The following is a 17,290-nucleotide window of genomic DNA, read 5'->3' on the forward strand; positions in this document are numbered from 1 at the left end:
AAACTTATCCCTTTTTTATTCCTCTGTACTTTCCAGTTCTTAATTCTATAATATATTCTTGAAGCTCAGGCATATCTTCATCTATAGCTTGTTGTATCGAAAGCTCAATATCATATGGAACTCTCACGAATTGTATAGAAAACGGACTAATTTCATCACTTTCATAATTCCCTTCTAAAATGACATACGAAGCTTGAGTGTGATCCAAAGGATTCCCAACGCTCCCAACATTAAACAGACTTTTTTGCTTGTAGTTTTGTATATAGGCACTATGGATATCGCCATATCCGACTACGTCTGGTTCTTTTTTGGAAAAACCTGTGCTATGAGTATGATGAAACATTGCAAGCCTTTCTTCTATCGAATCCCATGGCAGCACTCTTTTATGTACACTTTCTGCTGATGCATGAAATAATCTTATGAATTTACCACTCATCCAGAAATCAATGGAAAAAGGAAGACTAGCTAAATAGTCTATACGTTGCTTCCCTAATCGATTTTGATGCCACAACATCGTTTCATAATCAGATTCCTTCGTAATAGCATCATCCCAATTTCCTTGTACAACAACTTCACATTGATTTTTAACTCGATCAACCGCAATTTCTGGATAAGGTCCTTTCCCCACCATATCACCTAAACAGAAAATTTTATGTATATCTCTACTTTTTATATCGTTCATAACCGCATCTAGTGCAGGAATATTACCGTGTATATCAGAAATGATAGCAATTTTTTGCATACGAACCTCCAACAACTAAATCATGTACTGCATTTTCAAACCATTATTTTAAAATTATATCTAGAGAGTATTATATCCGTTATTTTGAGTATTATTGCAAACTCCATGATCCTTTGATCTATTAAAGATCTCTCTCATGTTCTTTTATATATTTTACAACACCATCTTCATCATTGGTTCCAATAATTTCAGTAGCGAATTCTTTCAATTTAGGATTTGCATTTGAAACTGCGATTCGATTTTTTGACATTTTAAACGTATCTAAATCACTTGTTTTACTCCCAAATATAGTTAACTCTTTACTGTCAACTCCTAATTCATTCATCAACCACCTGATAGCATGTTCTCTAGTCGCTTTCTTGTCAAGAATCGTTAACCAAAACCATCCTTTTGAGAACGGATTTTCTTTTAAATGTATTAATAACTCATTCGAGTATTTATCTAATATTTTTTCACTTAGCTCTTTTAGACGAGTGTATCTATCGATAACAGTAAAACATATAACTTGTTCATTCAACACTTTTTTTATTTGAGACCTTCTTAATCTCATGTCCTTCTCACGCTCTCTATTTATTATATACCAATTTACTCCTTCATTTGAGATGTTTTCATAATATAAACTATCTTCTGTTCCATTAAAGCTAGTAACTAGAGGAGAAACTGAATTTTGAGTAAGTAAATAATAGAGTGATTCCGAAGTACTTGCTTCAATATCCAGTATTTTGTGGTGATATCCAGTTTGCAAATCAGTTATAAATGCTCCTCCAAACTCTATGATTGGAAGCTTAAGTGATAAGCCTTGAAATATATGTTGAATGGAAAATATACTTCTTGCAGTCGCGATTGTGAATAGCAAACCATTTTGAATAAGCTTATTCAATTCATAGCAAGCATACTCGGATAGTTGAGATTTGTTGTTTAGCAACGTGCCATCTAGGCCAGAAATGTATAAGGCATTCCTCTTACTTCTCTCCATCTTTCTTTTCCTTTCTATTTTAACTCCCTTCACTTCTATCAGTCTCCCCAATTCTCCATTAAATTTAATCTTTTTTCAAAAAAAAACCTTATCAATTGTAAGGTCTCAATTAAATGAAAATTTTAAAAATTTTAGATTTTTAAATTATTTCTCAATTAATCTAGTATATTATATGATAAAATTTTATTTTTAGTTTCTATCTTAGATCTTATAAATTCATATAGATTCTGCTGCATCAAAATCTCAAAACTGAACACCTTTTTTAAACCTGACTTTTATTTTACATCTACATATGGATGAATGCCTATTACATTCACCTCCATCTATAAAAATGTGCTTATAGCTGTCAATAATGAGTTATAGGAATTTTTATATTATCAATTTTACTTTAATCCACACCAATAACTTTCAAGTTACCTGAGATTAATTCTGCAGATGATCCAACGCTACCAGAACCTAATATTGCTTTAACTTGATATAAATTTGTACCAATATCTGGAGTATCACAAAAACTAAGATTAGGATTCGTTTCTTGTGAAAAATCAAGCATTAGACTACCATCATCATTTAATCCGCCAATTTCAGTGAAATTAGTAAAGCTTGAGAATACAGTAGCTGTTTCTATCGGTTGCTCATTTCTGCAAAGTATATATATAACAGTAACATTGGGGGATAAAGAAACTACAGAATCCATTACTATAGTTGTTTGCAGACCTGTATCAATTCGTTCTCTAACCCACCAATCAATACTTACTGTTTTAATAGGTTCCTTAACACAAATTTCTACCTCAAGAATTACTCGTTCCATGTCAGTTAGTTGAATTCCATTAGCGTCAAAAAAACTATCACATTCTATAAAGCCCCTTTTAAAACCCGACATTCATTATTCCTCCTTTCTTATTTATCTATGTTATCTTATGCAATTTATAATTTAAAGTATGGATAGATGTCTTTCTCCTTCTGATCCATCTGTAAGTTAACTATTTCCATCAGTTGAACCTAAATCGATAATTATTATATTAGCGATTGACGATAAGCATCTTGCTAGTTCTTCTTTTTCATCTTTTACATTCATACAAGACTTATTGAAGCGTTGACCACACTCTGTTTCCCCTTACCAGACATCCTTTCTTTTGCTATGATTTATTGTATTCAATAGAGTGTTTATTCGTATGGTTGAATGTCTTTTGTTTTCAAGCTCTTATCAAAAATGTGCTTACTACTATATAGATTTAAATATCATTTTCCATTTCATATAAGATCTTCATTAGAATTTTCACTTTTCAGCGTTTCTTTGTTCAATTTTTATTTTCAATTCTTCCAACAACGTCTCATTACCTTTTACATAAGAATTGTTTGGAATATAAGTCGCAGCAATATCATTATGCTTTTTAGCTTCGTTATAATTCCCTTGTGACAAATAACATGTACATAATTGTATGTGTGGGAACCATGTGTAATAATGTGGTTTGATAAACGTACTCTTCGTTGGAAAGTCAGTTGCCGTGGCTATTTTAAACCAACTGATCGTTTGTTCAATCTCTTTTTTAAGGTAATAAATGTAAGCTAGTTTACAACAAATTTCTGCTCTAGGAGAATTTATTTTGAATGTGTGCAAGCAACAAAGGATGGCTTGATCTAATTCGTTAAAATAAGTATGGCAATCTGCAAGCTGCCCGTATGCATAGATATTACATTCATCATTCGATGTGTTTTCATTCAGATATTTTTGATACCATTCCTTCGCTTCTTTATATTGTTTATGGCTTATACATTCATTTGCATAGTAAAACAGGTCTTCCACAGATAAATTTTTCCCCTGCTCAATCAAGCTTTCATAGGTTTTTAAAGTGCGATCTGTATGAAGTTTATTTTTCTTATGATGGATGACTATATTAGTGATGAATTCTTCTGTGTCGGAGTAATCCAGTTTAGCATGGACTAGTCCTTTCCATTTAAAATTGCACGCTCTTCTAACAATATTGTTACGATATTGTGTTAGAATTGGGTTCCCTTCAGCATTATAGCTGTATTGATATTCCATAACTACAACATCCATTTTATAAGTGGCAAGATTTTTTTTGAATTCTAATATTTGCTTCTGGCTCTTTTCCGGCACAACATCATCCGCGTCCAACCACATAATATATTCTTTTGTTGCTTTTGAAAAAGAGAAGTTTCGTGCTTCAGAAAAATCTCCCTTCCACTCAAAATCATAAATTTTATCTGTATATTTCTTTGCTATCTCTTTCGTTCGATCGGTGGAGCCTGAATCAACAATAATGATTTCATCTACTATATGAGCGATAGACGATAAACATCGTTCTAATACTTCTTCCTCATCTCTTACATTCATACAAAGACTTATTGCAGCACTGTTCATATTCTAATCCCCTCACATCACTAGTACTGAAAACCATAATAAGATATGTCCTTAGACATAACTTAATTCAATCTAAGGACTTTTACTATCAATTTTATTTTTTATTAATTAGATGATTTATCCTTTTCGCCACAAATTGCATTTAATGTCCTATTTCCTACGGTACCACTTGAATTATTTTCAAAAGTTTGATCACTGGTTAATCTAAATTTAACCTGATAACAGTTAACGCCAAGTACTGGAGAGGTGTCACAAAAAGTAAAGTTGGGTTGATTATTTTGGTTTAATGTTAAAAAATTACTACCTGTAAAATCCACACCATCTAAACCCAACACAAGTGTATTTGAAAGTGATGATGTCACCGTAGCTTCTGGAATGATTTCATTATTTTTACATAAAGTGTATTCAGCTGTAACGATAGGATCAAACGTAATTTCTTGATCACCAGTTTCAGGAATAAATGTTACAGTGAGAAACTCATCAGCAGACCAATCCAATTTCACTGTTTTATTTTTATCCTTTACACAAACTTTTACCTCAAGCATAACTTCAGAATCAGTAGGGATATCTATTACATCAAATCTATTGTTACATACGATCAGAGGATCTTTATTAAATCCAGCCATTAGGTTACCTCCTTTCATTTTTGTATGATTTATTTTATCTTAATGATCACTAAGAACAACATTCAGAGTTCCTCTACTTACTGTTGCACTACTTATTGCATCATTACTGACTAATCTAGCTTTAACTTGATAACAGTTCATGCCAAGCACAGGAGTGTCACAAAAAGTAAGATTCGGTCGATTATCTTGTGTAAAAATTGATGAAGAGAGTGTAAAAGATTCGTCACCTGAAATCTCCAATGTAGTTGATTGTGAAAAACTTGATGCTACAGTTCCTTCTTCAATGATCTGATCATTTTTACAAAGGGTATATTCAGCCTCAGTATCAAGATTTAAAGTCACTGGGTTACCTCCAGTGGATGGATTATTCGCTGTAAGTTGCTCTTGAACTGACCAATCAAGCTTCACTGTTTTATTCGGCTCCTTAACACAAATTTTTGTTTCAAGAATCACTTCTTCTGTTGGAGTCAAAGGTGTCACTTCATCTAAAGACCCACATTCAATTTGAAGTACTTTTTTAAAACCTGAGATTCACTCACCTCCTTTATTTCTGTATGGTGTTATTTTATTCAATTACAACCTTATTCGTATGGATGAACGTCCCATCTCCAGAAATCAACAAAAAAAATGTGCTAATCACCAACCTAAAATCATTCAAAAAAATCACTCTTACAAAAAAATTATGAATGAAAGTACTCTAAGAGGTACACATTTATTTATGGCGTTATATTATATATTGTTATGTAAGAAATTTAAGCAGTTAAGGGGGAAACATCATTGAGAGTAGTCATTTTAGCAGGAGGATTTGGTACAAGAATTAGTGAAGAAAGTTATTTGTTGCCTAAACCGATGATCGAAATTGGTGAGAGACCAATGTTGTGGCATATCATGAAATACTACTCACATTTTGGTTATAACGATTTTGTAATATGTTGCGGATATAAGCAATATGTGATCAAATCTTTTTTTTCTGATTACTTTTTACATTTGTCTGATGTCACTTTTGATTTTACCACTGAAAATAAAATGATCTTTCATAACAATAAAACAGAACCTTGGAAAGTCACATTAATAGATACTGGACTTCATACGATGACAGGTGGACGAATAAAGCGGATCAAAGATTATATCGAAGATCGGACCTTTATGTTAACTTACGGAGATGGTCTTTCGAATGTGAATATAAAAGAAACAGTGGAGTTTCATAAATCTCATGGAAAAAAAGCTACAATCACGGCCATTCAACCTAGTGGACGTTTTGGTATGGCGCATATTGATGAATATGAAAATGTGACAAGTTTTAATGAAAAGCCTAAAGAATCAGGGAGTTGGATAAATGGAGGTTTTATGATTTTAAACACGAAGATTATGGACTATATTGAAGGTGATGAAACCATTTTAGAACAGAAACCGTTAGAGACTCTTGCTAAGAATGGTCAGCTTAAGGCTTTTAGACATCAAGGATTCTGGCAATGTATGGACACTAAGAGAGATAAGGAATTACTAGAGAATCTTTGGAGGACTAAACAGGCACCTTGGAAAGTGTGGGCATCGTGAAGCTAAGTTTCTATAAAGATAAAAAAATATTCGTGACTGGTCATACTGGATTTAAAGGGACCTGGTTGTGCAAAATGCTTATCAATGCAGGAGCAGAAGTAACGGGATACGCTCTGAAACCACCTACAAACCCAAGTTTATTTGAACTTAGTAGTATAGAAAATGAAATGGAGTCAATCATTCATAATATCCGAGATATTAAACATCTTGAACAAGCTTTTAGTAAAGCACAACCTGAGATTGTGATTCACTTAGCCGCTCAACCTTTGGTACTGGAATCTTATGCACTTCCTCATCAAACCTATGAAACAAACATTATGGGAACAGTGAATTTGCTAGAATGTATTCGTAAAAATAATTCCGTTCAATCGGTGCTTGTAGTAACTACTGACAAAGTATACGAGAATAACGAATGGATTTGGGGTTATAGAGAGAATGACACACTTGGAGGGCACGATCCTTACTCTAGCAGTAAGTCTTGTTCTGAGTTAATCACGAATAGTTACAATAGGTCATATTTTATTGATCGTAATATCGCAATTTCAACTGTAAGGGCTGGAAATGTGATTGGTGGTGGTGATTTTGCAAAGAATAGAATCGTGCCAGATTGTATTCGTGCAGCGGAGAAAAATACAACAATCATTGTTCGAAATCCAAATTCTAAAAGGCATTATCAGCATGTTATAGAAGCACTTTATGCTTATTTAATGATTATTCAAAAGCAATATAACAACCTAGAGGTTTCAAGCTCTTATAACGTAGCTCCAGACGACAGCAACTGTATCTCTACTATTACATTAGTGTGTTTATTTTGTGAAAAATGGAAAGAAGCAACGGAGATAAAACTAAATTGGAGTAATTCTACTAGTGAAACAGCTTCTCATGAATCAACCTATCTCATATTAGACAATTCTAAATTCAAACATGTTTTTAATTGGCAATCCAAGTGGAGTGTAGATACATCAATTAAAAAAACAATAGAATGGACAATTGCATATTTAGCAAATGAAAATATTTCTTCTGTAATGGATAAACAAATCTTAGATTTTATTAATGATAAGAAATAAGTTTAAGAAGGGGATTTATGTGAAGAAAGCCATAGTAACTGGAGCAAATGGATTCATTGGGAGTCATGTTGTAAAAGAACTAATAAATCAAAATGTAGAAGTTATCGCTGTAGTAAGAAGTCCAAAATCAAATCTAATACCATTAGCAGGAATTAAAAACATCAAAACCGTTTATTGTGACCTTAGTGATATCGGTTATTTAATTCAGAAAATCAAAGATAGAGACATCGATACATTTTATCACTTTGCATGGGAAGGATGTGCTGGTCATTCTCGAACTAATGAGCTGATACAAACTCAAAATGCTTTATGGACTACTAATAGTGTGAAAGTCGCTAAAGAACTTCGATGCAAAAAATTTGTTGGAGCAGGCAGTATCATGGAAAAAGATACTTTTTCTGCTGTATTTAAACATGAAAACAAACCGATTAAGGATTATATTTATGGTGCTAGTAAATTGAATGCACATTGCCTCAGTAAAACTGTTGCAGCTCAATTAGATATAGAGCATGTGTGGGGAATCATTACAAACGCTTACGGTCCAGGAGACTGTTCACCTCGTTTCATCAATATCACAATTCGAAAAATCATCCATAACGAACCTTTGGTATTTACAAAAGCAACACAAATTTATGACTTCATCTATATTACAGATGTCGCAAAGGCTTTTTACAAGATCGGAACAAGTGGAAAACCGTTCTGTAATTACATTATAGGAAGCTCTAATGCCAAACCACTAAAACAATTTATTATAGAAATGCAGCAGACTTTAGCACCAAAAAGAGAATTACGTTTTGGAACCCTGCCTTATACTGGGGGAAACATATCTATCGATCAATTTAATACTGAAGAGATTGAAAAAGATACCGGTTTTAGTGCCAATATATCTTTTTCCGAAGGGATCATTAAAACCATGAACTGGTATAAGGATAATCTAAATTAAAATTAATCGCCAAGTATTGCATTTAGATTTCCAGAAAATAAACGGGCACTTGAATCAATCATATTACTAGTTAATCTAGCTTTAACAATTAATTTTGCTTTTATTTGATAGCAGTTTATACCCAGTGTAGGAGTCTCGTCACAGAACGTAAGATTCGGTTCGTTGTCTTGTGAAAAAGAAGAAATATAACGTTCAAATGAATCATTTAAGAAGAAAATATCCGTAGTATTCGACAAACTTGAAGTTACTGTTGCTTCCATAATTAGTTGATTATTTTTAAAGAGCGTATATTCAACAGAAGCAGTCGGACTTACAATAAATATCTTCCCGTCACCTGAATCGTCTGCTCTAAGGTTTTCTTCTACAAACCAATCCAGTTTCACTACTTGATTTGGATCCTTTACACAAACTTTAACTTCTAGAATTACCTGATCATTACCATCCAATTGAATGGGATTGTTTATATTAAAAAAAGAGTCACAATCGACCTGATTATCTTTTTTTAACTTGACATTGCTTTGCCTCCTTACTCAAATTTACAGAGTTTCCTCGATATGATGAATCCCATTTCACCATAATTCATTTATCTAGTTACTAATAACACTCAATGTCCCCGAAGTTAATAACTCGAACTGATTATCACTGGAGGATCTCGCTTTCACTTGATAAAGGTTTATCCCCGCTACTGGTGAGTCACAAAAAGTACTGTTTGGTTGATTATTTAGCGAAAAACCTGATGAATATAAGTTATAAGTTTAATGTTCCACCTAGAAGTTCAATGTCTGTGGTATTAGTAAAGCTAGACTGTATAGTTGTTTCTTGAATCGGTAGATTATTTTTACAGAGGGTGAATATAACAGAAGCAGTGGGATCTACAAAAACACTATCGCTCCCACCCAACTGAACCTCGGTTATCGATACCCTTTCATTTACCGACAAGTCGAGTTTCAAAGTTTGATTCTGATCCTCTACACAAATCTTTACCTCAAGAATCACCTGATCATTACTATCCAAAACTATCGGATTGTTTGGATCAAAAAAAGAGTCACAACCAATCAACCTTCCTTTTTTAAAACTTGACATTCTTCAACCTCCTTAAAATTTTGTCTAATGTATACTATTCAGATAAGATTATGTTTGTATAGATAAATGCCTTTCCAACTGTATTAATGTGCTTTTATACCAATACAATAACCATTTTTGCAGGAGGAATTAATTCATCATGAAAAAAATGATCCTTTACAAAAATCTATTTATATAAAAAAAACGCCAAGCCATTTATATCGAATGCTTAGCGTCTATCTTGTTTAATTCAATTATATTACCATAATTCTTATGTGCTGCTCTCTTGAATCTTCGATTTCAATTCTTCTAACAACTTTTCATTATTCTTCACATAAGAACTATTGGGGATATACTTAGCTGCATTATCATTGTGTACCTTTGCTTCGTCATATCTACCTAGTGAAATAAAACAGCTGCACAATTGTATATGTGGAAGCCAAGTATAACATGGTTGTTGCACGTACATACTCTCCCCTGGAACATCTATAATAGTCGCAATTTTGTACCAGCTAATGGCTTTTGGAATTTCTTTTTTAAATTCATAAATATAACCGAATCGACAACAAATTTCCGCTCTAGGAGTGTCTAAGCGGAACGTTTCCAAACAATACTTCATCGCTTGATCATATTGTTGGAAATGTATATAACAATCTACAAGTTTTAAGTTAGCATAGATTTGCTCATCAATATTCTCAGCATTCGTATCTTTTAAAAATCTATGATACCACTCAATAGCTTTCTCATGCTTTTTATGATCAAAACATTCATTAGCATAATGCAGCATATCTCTAGCAACTAAGGTTTTCCCTTGCTCAATCGCTTTTTCATAGATTTTTATATTACGACTTGTGTTTGGCTTATCCCTCAAATGTTTAATTTTTACATTCGTTACGAATACAACTCCTGTTACATCTAAAATCTCATGAACTAATCCAACCCACTTAAAACCACATTCTCTTTTCACAATTCGTTCTCGACGATGACTGAAAGTAGGGTTTCCTTCCTGATCATAGGAATATTCATACTCCATCATCACACATTCCATTTTGTGAGGAATAAGTTTATCTTTAAGCTTTAAAATTTGTTTACGGCTTTCCTCAGGAACAACATCATCAGCATCAAGCCACATAATATAATCTTTTGTGGCTTTGGAAAAAGAAAAGTTTCTTGCTTTTGAAAAATCATCCACCCATTCAAAGTCGTAAATCTTATCTGTAAATTTATTAGCAATTTCCTTCGTTTTATCCTTTGAACCTGTATCCACTATTATAATTTCGTCCATTAAATCAGCAATCGAAGATAAACATCTTTCTAATACTTCTTCTTCATCTCTAACGATCATACAAAGACTGATCTCTGCATTGTTCATTTAATCTTCTCCCTACTTCTAAATAATTTCATAATTCTCTTTCAATATTGAAATTTAGCCATATACATTATGAATATGAAAAAAGAATCAGTAGGGTTCCGAATCAATTTACACTAAAACAAACAGCAACCAAAGATCTATCAAATAAATTTGCTGAGTTTGTTGCGCCTGAATCTGGGTTTAAAAGACTAGCCTTCACTTGATATGAATTATTTCCAAGAAAAGGTTGTTCATCACAAAAAGTAAAGTTTGGCTGCGATTCATGCGTAAAAGATAAGGTTTGAGCACCACTAACACTAGGAGACGTTATGTCCACCATATTATTAATGGAATGTGATGATGTGACTGTTGGGCCTATTTGTTGATCATTGTTACAAAGGATGTACTCAACAGTAGCATTAGGATTTACTTCTATTGGGAATATTGGATCCACATCCTCTGAAAATAGCGTTTCATTGACTGACCAATCTAGTTTCACGGTTTTATTCTTATCCTTTACACATACAGTAACTTCAAGAATGGTTACTGGGTCTGCCCCAGCAACTAAGTTAACTGGCTCTGTCTCATCTTTAAAATCACATACAATGTTTGAACATTTATCAAAAGCTGACAAGATATGACCTCCTTTCAAGTTTATATGATCTATATTATTCAAAGTTTGTATAACTGGTATAGGCTAAGCAGTAATAATTTATGAAGGAACACAATCGTTTTTAAATCATATTTTATAAAGTAAATAAATTTTTTAAATACACCGGAGGGTTTTATATGAAAGGGATTATTTTGGCTGGTGGCAGTGGAAGCAGATTATACCCTTTAACAAAAGTTCTCTCAAAACAATTACTCCCTATTTATGATAAACCTATGATTTATTATCCGTTATCCATCTTAATGTTAGCAGGCATAAGAGAAATCTTAATTATTTCCACTCCTCAGGATACTCCTAGATTCAAGCAACTTCTAAAAGATGGTAAAGATATAGGATTAACCATATCTTATGAGGTACAAACAGAGCCAAAAGGGATTGCAGAAGCATTCAAAATTGGGAAAAAGTTTATTCATAATGATCGAGTGTCTTTAATACTAGGAGATAATATTTTTCATGGTCATCAATTTATACAAATACTTGATCGTGTTATTTCTCAAAAAAAGGGAGCTACTATTTTTGGTTATCCCGTGAAAGATCCTGAACGATTTGGAGTGATTGAATTAAATCAAAATAAGCAAGTTGTATCCATTGTTGAAAAACCAGATCAACCAAAATCAAATTATGCTGTTACTGGTTTATACTTTTATGATAATAGAGTTGTAGATATCGTTGAACATTTAACACCATCTTCAAGGGGAGAACTTGAAATAACAGATGTGAATCAAGCTTATTTAAACTTAAATGATTTACATGTAGAACTATTAGGTAGAGGTTTTACATGGATTGATTCTGGCACTCACAATGCGCTGCAAGAAGCTTCGATATTTGTGAGTACCATACAAAAAAGGCAAAATCTAAAAATTGCTTGCATCGAAGAAATTGCGTATCGAAAAGGTTATATTACTAATGAACAACTACTAAAGTTAACAAAGTCTATGAAAACAAACAGTTACAGCAAATATTTAATGGATATAGTGAACAACTAAAATATCAAATTTATGTTATAAAAGGAGAGTGTCCTTTCCACATGAAAACAAGCATCATTGTTTTGACACACAACCAACTAGCATATACAAAAAAGTGTATTGAAAGCATCAGGAGATGTACACAGCCAGAATACGAAATCATTGTAGTGGATAATGCCTCAAAGGATGATACAGTAGATTATTTAAAAAAACAGTCCGATCTGCGTGTTATATACAATAAAGAGAACGTGGGTTTTGTTGTAGGTAACAATCAAGCTGTTAATGTTGCGAATGGAGATATCATTGTATTTTTAAATAATGATGTTGTTGTTACAAATGGGTGGTTAGAGCCTTTAATCGATACATTAATTTCAAGTGACAAAATCGCAATGGTAGGTCCTGTTACAAATAACGATAATATAGACGGCTTACAAAAAGTTCAAGTGCAATATTGTGAGGAAACACTTAAAGGCCTTACTGAATATTCTAAACAATATTGTGTTCAACATGCTAAAGAATCTAGAAGAGTATTGAGACTTGTGGGTTTTGCTTTGGCTTGTAAAAGAGAAGTATTAAATGAAATTGGACTATTTGATGAGGCTTATGGGATGGGCTATTTTGAAGAATATGATTTATGTTTAAGAGCCTTGATGAAGGGTTATGAATTAAGGATCGTGCAGGACTCTTTTGTTCATCATTTTGGCAATATTACATTTGGAGCCAGAAAAAGAGAATTTTCTAAATTATTTGTGAAAAACAAGGCTATATTTAATAAAAAATGGGGACAGGAAACGCTTTATTTAATGTATCCTTCTTTAGATATCGTTTCAATGATTCCAAAAACCGCTTCTCGTATATTAGATGTAGGTTGTGGAATGGGCTCATTGGCTGTCGAATTTGCAAACCAACATAAATGTGAGATTGTGGGTATAGAAAAAAATAGTGAAGCTTTTGCGTTTGCAAAAAAACATCTAAATCAAGTTTTTCATGAGGACATTGAAAACATGAAAATATCAGAAAATAAACTAGGGAGATTTGATTGTATTATTTGTGATGACATCTTAGGACATTTGAGGGATCCATGGAGAGTCGTACAACGTTTGGTAAGACTGCTTAAGGTAGACGGTTACTTCATACTTTCCGTTCATAATATTTCCAATTTAAAAGTGTTGTCGGGACTGATACAAGGTGATTTTTCATATAAAACTTTAGGAATTCTTGATAAAAAACATTTGCGTTTTTTTACAAAATCAACAATCCCCACGCTCATTCCTCGTAACATGCTAATAGAAAATATCAATTCCATAAGTTTAGATGCTACAGAAAATACAAAATCATTCATAAATGAGCTAATATCATTAGGTGAAAGATATAAATTAAAAACAGACGAACTTGATGCTACAACCGTTCTATATATAGTAAAGGTAAGAAAACTAGTAGAGGAAATATTATGAATTTCAAAAAAACTGGACTACCAGGAGTATTCATAGTTGAGACACCGTCATTTGAAGATCATCGTGGTTTTTTTATGGAGGTTTATCAAAAACATAAATTTCATAATGCAGGTTTATCAGCAAATTTCATACAAGATAATCACTCGTTCTCTAAAGATGCTGGGGTTATTCGAGGGCTGCATTATCAATTAAATCCTAAAGCCCAAACAAAATTAGTACGTGCTGCTACTGGTGTGATAATAGACATTGCAGTCGATATTCGAAAAGGTTCTCCTACTTTTTCTAAGTGGATCAGTGTTATTTTAAGTGAGTATAATAAACGGCAATTGTATATTCCAAAAGGCTTTGCACACGGTTTCTGCACATTGACCACCAACACGAATGTAATATATAAAGTAGACGAACAGTATTCACCAGAATTAGATAGAGGCATTGCTTGGGATGACCCAGATATTGGGATTGAGTGGCCAATTACTCATCCAATTCTATCTAGTAAAGATAAAAAACATCCATTATTAAAAGAAGTAGAAAACGATTTTAGTTAGGAGAAGTATGTCAAAAATAGAAAGTGGTGGGAAGAATGAAGGAGGAATTCTTTGAAGCGACTTAAAGTATTAATAACTGGAGCAAACGGGCAACTTGGTACAGACATGGTCAATCACTTTAAAGCAACTGGTAATAAAGTCTACGATTTTGGTAAACATGAACTAGATATCACAGATGTAAGTTGTGTACAAAAAATACTTCATGAAAACGAACCAGATGTTGTCATTCATTGTGCCGCATATACAAATGTTAATCTAGCAGAAACGAAGCCTGATCAAGCATATTTAATTAATAGTTATGGTTCAAGAAATATTGCTATCGCTGCAGAACAAATAAGTGCAAAGCTCGTTTACATCAGTACGGATTATGTATTTGATGGAAACTCATCAACCCCCTATACTGAATTTGATCAGACTAATCCAATAAATCATTATGGAAAATCAAAACTAGCAGGTGAACAATTTGTTCGTGATTTTCATAATCAATTTTATATTGTCCGTACTTCATGGTTATATGGAAAACATGGTCGTAATTTTGTGAAAAATATGCTGACCTTGGCAAAAGAAAAAAACACAATTTCAGTTGTATTTGATCAAATAGGAAGTCCTACTTATACGGTTGATTTATGTGAAAGAATTCATCAATTAATACAAACCGATAAATTCGGTATATATCATATTTCAAATACAGGAAGCTGTTCTTGGTTTGATTTTGCAAATTGTATTTTTAAAGAGAAAAACATAACGATTCAATTAAACAAAGTACGGTCTGAATACTTTAAATATAATGTTTTACGCCCCACGTATTCTGTTTTAAGTGATAGAGCCTTAATTTTGAATGATTTTAAGCAAATGAGACATTGGAAAGATGCCTTGAAAGAATCTTTAACTGAAATAAATTAAGAAATTGAACATTTATTGCTTCAATAAATGTTCAATTTCAATGATTTGTGATTTTGGATAGCCAAATTGTATTAGCTCACATTCTTCAACAGGTGTTAAACTATTTTTATTTTCTTTCCAGTATTTATAATTTTTTTGAGTGAGTCCTTCAGTATAGATTACTTTCCACACACCATATAAAGGATCGGACTGCTCTGTACGAGCTAAATGTTCTACCATGTGTGATAAAATCATGCCTGTATCCATCCCTTTTTCGGCTGCTTTCCTTTTGTATTTTAGATCAGTTCCATACCAATGTAAGGGTTCTTTTATATTAAAGTGCTCATTCCAAAGAGATTTTTTAATCATGGTGCATCCTAAAATAACTACATCTTTCATCATTTTCATTGTATATTCTGGTTTTTGTATAAATTGATCTAATGAGTTAGCGTTAATATTTATCATTTCAGACCAAGCTAATGATACGTAGGCTAGGTTAGGGTGCTCATTCAAAGATTGAGCCATTACTTCTATCCAATTATTATTGGGAACAATAATATCATCATCGAGTACAACTAAATATTCACCACTTGCTTTTGAGGCTCCATAATTGAATCCTTCTATTCCACCTATATTTTTTCCAGGGTCTAATACTTTAACTCTAGGACGTTTTAAATTCTGTAAATATTCCATAACATCTTGATAAGGAGGGTGGTTATTTATTAGTATGATTTCAGTATTTAAATCAGTTGTATTTATTACTGCCTCTACACACTTTTTTATTAAAGGAAGAGTATTATAACATCTGACGACAACTGAATTTTTCATGAAGTCCTCTCCTTTTATTACTTTATAAGAATAACATTTTTAATCCATTACAATTTTAGTTCCTTGGTTAAATATTCTAGCAATTGATTTACTCTTATTGAATAAGTTTCGTTTTGTAATGTCTTCTCCATAGCTTTAGCTGCCATTGATTGTCTTTTGTCTGAATGATATAAATAATAATCCATTTTTCTTATCATTTCTATCGATGTTTTATAAGTGGCAATGTCATGACCAGGTGTATACAGATCATATAAATCTTTTCTTATATCTGTTAGTTGGAAGGCTCCACAAGCTGCTATTTCGAAAGTTCTTGGATTGACAGATAAAGCGTTAATTTTCACCTTTGTGTTTCTGTTTATATTTGGATTATCAATGGAACGATGCATGTTGATCACAATTTTTGCTCCATTATAATATTTGGCTGTTTCTTCAGGAGTGATCCAATTATTTTTTATTATTGTTTTAGTAAGTAAGGAATCGTTGATCTCTTCCCAGCCAGGTCCTATAATCCCAATATTTCTTTTCAATAATTCTGCTTCAATTTCTTTAAAGTAATCTACTCTATCTGGATGAGCATTTCCAACAAATAGTACATCGGATTTGTATTCCGCTTCTACATTCCTATTTAATTTAAAAATGTCAGGGTCCACAGCAAGAGGTAAAAAATTAACATTTTTACAACCTAGTGATTTATAAAAATCTATACAGCCACTTTCAACTGTAAATATATAATCATATTTAGGTGCAATGATTTCAGTAATATCTGTATAATATGGGTCATCTAATAACCAGACAGCCGTTACAAAACCTAATCTTTTTAACACTTTTATTTTTGTTACTGAAAAGTTCCAACCGTCAAAGACTAATATAAGATGAGGTTTGATCTCTTGTGCAACTTTATGAATATGTTCATGAGGCAATATAGTATGAAATTGTGGGATTTCTTTTTTAAAATATTTAATTAATGATTCCTCTAATGCAACGTAAGGCTGCCTTTTACCAGATTGAACATATAATATCTTTAGCTTCTTTTTATTTTTATCGTTATTTATATAATGATTTGAATTTCGATTCATTTTATATTTCTTTATGAACTTCAAATTCAACCTTCCTCCCTTTTAAACCTGAATAAGTACTGCTTCACATTGATTTCCAGATGATCTATCCTATTCAAATAAAGTTGTACTTGTATAGGCTAAAATAACCTATCTTTCTATTTTATTTGTATAACGATGTGTA

The 17,290-nt window shown here is 32.4% G+C and carries 19 protein-coding genes; 7 read left to right on the forward strand and 12 right to left on the reverse strand.

The features are described 5' to 3' along the window. Nucleotides 1–4 precede the first annotated feature (4 nt). The 6 genes from Q5Y73_RS15390 to Q5Y73_RS15415 all read right to left on the reverse strand — a co-directional run bounded on the left by Q5Y73_RS15390 (nucleotide 5) and on the right by Q5Y73_RS15415 (nucleotide 5,198). Nucleotides 5–742 (reverse strand): metallophosphoesterase family protein, encoded by a 738-nt coding sequence (locus Q5Y73_RS15390; RefSeq protein ID WP_305992802.1) that lies wholly within the window; start codon nucleotides 740–742, stop codon nucleotides 5–7. A 121-nt stretch (nucleotides 743–863) separates the two neighbouring features. Beyond that, nucleotides 864–1,751, reverse strand: coding sequence for an HAD-IIB family hydrolase (locus Q5Y73_RS15395; RefSeq protein ID WP_305992803.1), 888 nt, complete (start codon nucleotides 1,749–1,751; stop codon nucleotides 864–866). 355 nt (nucleotides 1,752–2,106) lie between these two features. Next, the gene (locus Q5Y73_RS15400; RefSeq protein WP_305992804.1) at nucleotides 2,107–2,598 is read right to left on the reverse strand and encodes a hypothetical protein; all 492 of its coding nucleotides are present in this window, start codon (nucleotides 2,596–2,598) and stop codon (nucleotides 2,107–2,109) included. A 396-nt stretch (nucleotides 2,599–2,994) separates the two neighbouring features. Beyond that, the gene (locus Q5Y73_RS15405; RefSeq protein ID WP_305992805.1) at nucleotides 2,995–4,101 is read right to left on the reverse strand and encodes a tetratricopeptide repeat-containing glycosyltransferase family 2 protein; all 1,107 of its coding nucleotides are present in this window, start codon (nucleotides 4,099–4,101) and stop codon (nucleotides 2,995–2,997) included. Between the two features lie 104 nt (nucleotides 4,102–4,205). Beyond that, entirely contained in the window at nucleotides 4,206–4,727 is a 522-nt protein-coding gene (locus Q5Y73_RS15410; RefSeq protein WP_305992806.1) for a hypothetical protein, read from the reverse strand. Nucleotides 4,728–4,766: 39 nt separating this feature from the next. Beyond that, nucleotides 4,767–5,198: a hypothetical protein gene (locus Q5Y73_RS15415; RefSeq protein ID WP_305992807.1), complete on the reverse strand. Its 432-nt coding sequence runs from the start codon at nucleotides 5,196–5,198 to the stop codon at nucleotides 4,767–4,769. 306 nt (nucleotides 5,199–5,504) lie between these two features. On the opposite strand from Q5Y73_RS15415, the gene rfbF reads away from it, so the two are divergent. Genes rfbF through Q5Y73_RS15430 form a run of 3 tightly spaced genes read left to right on the forward strand, consistent with a single transcriptional unit; the run spans nucleotide 5,505 to nucleotide 8,294 of the window. Then, nucleotides 5,505–6,284: a glucose-1-phosphate cytidylyltransferase gene (rfbF, locus tag Q5Y73_RS15420; RefSeq protein WP_305992808.1), complete on the forward strand. Its 780-nt coding sequence runs from the start codon at nucleotides 5,505–5,507 to the stop codon at nucleotides 6,282–6,284. Continuing rightward, on the forward strand, nucleotides 6,272–7,351 hold the full coding sequence (gene rfbG, locus Q5Y73_RS15425; protein ID WP_305992930.1) for a CDP-glucose 4,6-dehydratase: 1,080 nt from the start codon (nucleotides 6,272–6,274) through the stop codon (nucleotides 7,349–7,351). The genes rfbF and rfbG overlap by 13 nt, the downstream gene beginning before the upstream one ends. A gap of 19 nt (nucleotides 7,352–7,370) precedes the next feature. After that, entirely contained in the window at nucleotides 7,371–8,294 is a 924-nt protein-coding gene (locus Q5Y73_RS15430; protein WP_305992809.1) for an NAD-dependent epimerase/dehydratase family protein, read from the forward strand. A 2-nt stretch (nucleotides 8,295–8,296) separates the two neighbouring features. Here the strand turns inward: Q5Y73_RS15430 and Q5Y73_RS15435 are convergent, their stop codons facing one another. The 4 genes from Q5Y73_RS15435 to Q5Y73_RS15450 form a co-directional block, all read right to left on the reverse strand. Beyond that, a complete protein-coding gene (locus Q5Y73_RS15435) occupies nucleotides 8,297–8,677 on the reverse strand; it encodes a hypothetical protein (RefSeq protein ID WP_305992810.1) in 381 nt (126 codons plus the stop codon). A 364-nt stretch (nucleotides 8,678–9,041) separates the two neighbouring features. Continuing rightward, entirely contained in the window at nucleotides 9,042–9,377 is a 336-nt protein-coding gene (locus Q5Y73_RS15440) for a hypothetical protein (RefSeq protein WP_305992811.1), read from the reverse strand. A 250-nt stretch (nucleotides 9,378–9,627) separates the two neighbouring features. Continuing rightward, nucleotides 9,628–10,728, reverse strand: coding sequence for a tetratricopeptide repeat-containing glycosyltransferase family 2 protein (locus tag Q5Y73_RS15445; RefSeq protein WP_305992812.1), 1,101 nt, complete (start codon nucleotides 10,726–10,728; stop codon nucleotides 9,628–9,630). A gap of 103 nt (nucleotides 10,729–10,831) precedes the next feature. Further along, a complete protein-coding gene (locus tag Q5Y73_RS15450) occupies nucleotides 10,832–11,341 on the reverse strand; it encodes a hypothetical protein (RefSeq protein WP_305992813.1) in 510 nt (169 codons plus the stop codon). 155 nt (nucleotides 11,342–11,496) lie between these two features. Between Q5Y73_RS15450 and rfbA the strand changes: the two genes are divergently transcribed. From rfbA to rfbD, 4 genes are read left to right on the forward strand one after another with little or no spacing between them, the layout of a single operon-like run. After that, on the forward strand, nucleotides 11,497–12,363 hold the full coding sequence (gene rfbA, locus Q5Y73_RS15455) for a glucose-1-phosphate thymidylyltransferase RfbA (protein WP_305992814.1): 867 nt from the start codon (nucleotides 11,497–11,499) through the stop codon (nucleotides 12,361–12,363). Nucleotides 12,364–12,404: 41 nt separating this feature from the next. Continuing rightward, nucleotides 12,405–13,796 carry a glycosyltransferase gene (locus Q5Y73_RS15460; RefSeq protein WP_305992815.1) on the forward strand — a complete coding sequence of 464 codons (1,392 nt, stop codon included), beginning with the start codon at nucleotides 12,405–12,407 and terminating at the stop codon, nucleotides 13,794–13,796. Continuing rightward, nucleotides 13,793–14,341, forward strand: a complete 549-nt coding sequence (gene rfbC, locus Q5Y73_RS15465; protein ID WP_305992816.1) for a dTDP-4-dehydrorhamnose 3,5-epimerase — start codon at nucleotides 13,793–13,795, stop codon at nucleotides 14,339–14,341. Before Q5Y73_RS15460 ends, rfbC begins: the two co-directional genes overlap by 4 nt. A 51-nt stretch (nucleotides 14,342–14,392) precedes the next feature. Next, nucleotides 14,393–15,244, forward strand: coding sequence for a dTDP-4-dehydrorhamnose reductase (gene rfbD / locus Q5Y73_RS15470; protein WP_305992817.1), 852 nt, complete (start codon nucleotides 14,393–14,395; stop codon nucleotides 15,242–15,244). Nucleotides 15,245–15,256: 12 nt separating this feature from the next. Here rfbD and Q5Y73_RS15475 read toward each other — a convergent pair whose 3' ends face one another. Together Q5Y73_RS15475 and Q5Y73_RS15480 are read right to left on the reverse strand one after the other, a co-directional pair. Then, entirely contained in the window at nucleotides 15,257–16,051 is a 795-nt protein-coding gene (locus Q5Y73_RS15475) for a glycosyltransferase family 2 protein (RefSeq protein ID WP_305992818.1), read from the reverse strand. A gap of 47 nt (nucleotides 16,052–16,098) precedes the next feature. Further along, nucleotides 16,099–17,151 carry a CgeB family protein gene (locus tag Q5Y73_RS15480; RefSeq protein ID WP_305992819.1) on the reverse strand — a complete coding sequence of 351 codons (1,053 nt, stop codon included), beginning with the start codon at nucleotides 17,149–17,151 and terminating at the stop codon, nucleotides 16,099–16,101. Nucleotides 17,152–17,290: the final 139 nt, after the last annotated feature.

Origin of the sequence: Chengkuizengella axinellae, assembly GCF_030730905.1 — a bacterium.
In the GTDB taxonomy this organism is placed as follows: Bacteria; Bacillota; Bacilli; order Paenibacillales; family KCTC-33759; genus Chengkuizengella; species Chengkuizengella axinellae.

Bases quoted from the DNA above. Each gene is read 5' to 3' on its own strand.
- Q5Y73_RS15445 (WP_305992812.1), bottom strand. From the start codon at position 10,728: ATGAACAATGCAGAGATCAGTCTTTGTATGATCGTTAGAGATGAAGAA.
- Q5Y73_RS15400 (WP_305992804.1), bottom strand. From the start codon at position 2,598: ATGTCGGGTTTTAAAAGGGGCTTTATAGAATGTGATAGTTTTTTTGAC.
- rfbC (WP_305992816.1), top strand. From the start codon at position 13,793: ATGAATTTCAAAAAAACTGGACTACCAGGAGTATTCATAGTTGAGACA.
- Q5Y73_RS15410 (WP_305992806.1), bottom strand. From the start codon at position 4,727: ATGGCTGGATTTAATAAAGATCCTCTGATCGTATGTAACAATAGATTT.
- Q5Y73_RS15440 (WP_305992811.1), bottom strand. From the start codon at position 9,377: ATGTCAAGTTTTAAAAAAGGAAGGTTGATTGGTTGTGACTCTTTTTTT.
- Q5Y73_RS15460 (WP_305992815.1), top strand. From the start codon at position 12,405: ATGAAAACAAGCATCATTGTTTTGACACACAACCAACTAGCATATACA.
- Q5Y73_RS15390 (WP_305992802.1), bottom strand. From the start codon at position 742: ATGCAAAAAATTGCTATCATTTCTGATATACACGGTAATATTCCTGCA.
- rfbA (WP_305992814.1), top strand. From the start codon at position 11,497: ATGAAAGGGATTATTTTGGCTGGTGGCAGTGGAAGCAGATTATACCCT.
- Q5Y73_RS15475 (WP_305992818.1), bottom strand. From the start codon at position 16,051: ATGAAAAATTCAGTTGTCGTCAGATGTTATAATACTCTTCCTTTAATA.
- Q5Y73_RS15405 (WP_305992805.1), bottom strand. From the start codon at position 4,101: ATGAACAGTGCTGCAATAAGTCTTTGTATGAATGTAAGAGATGAGGAA.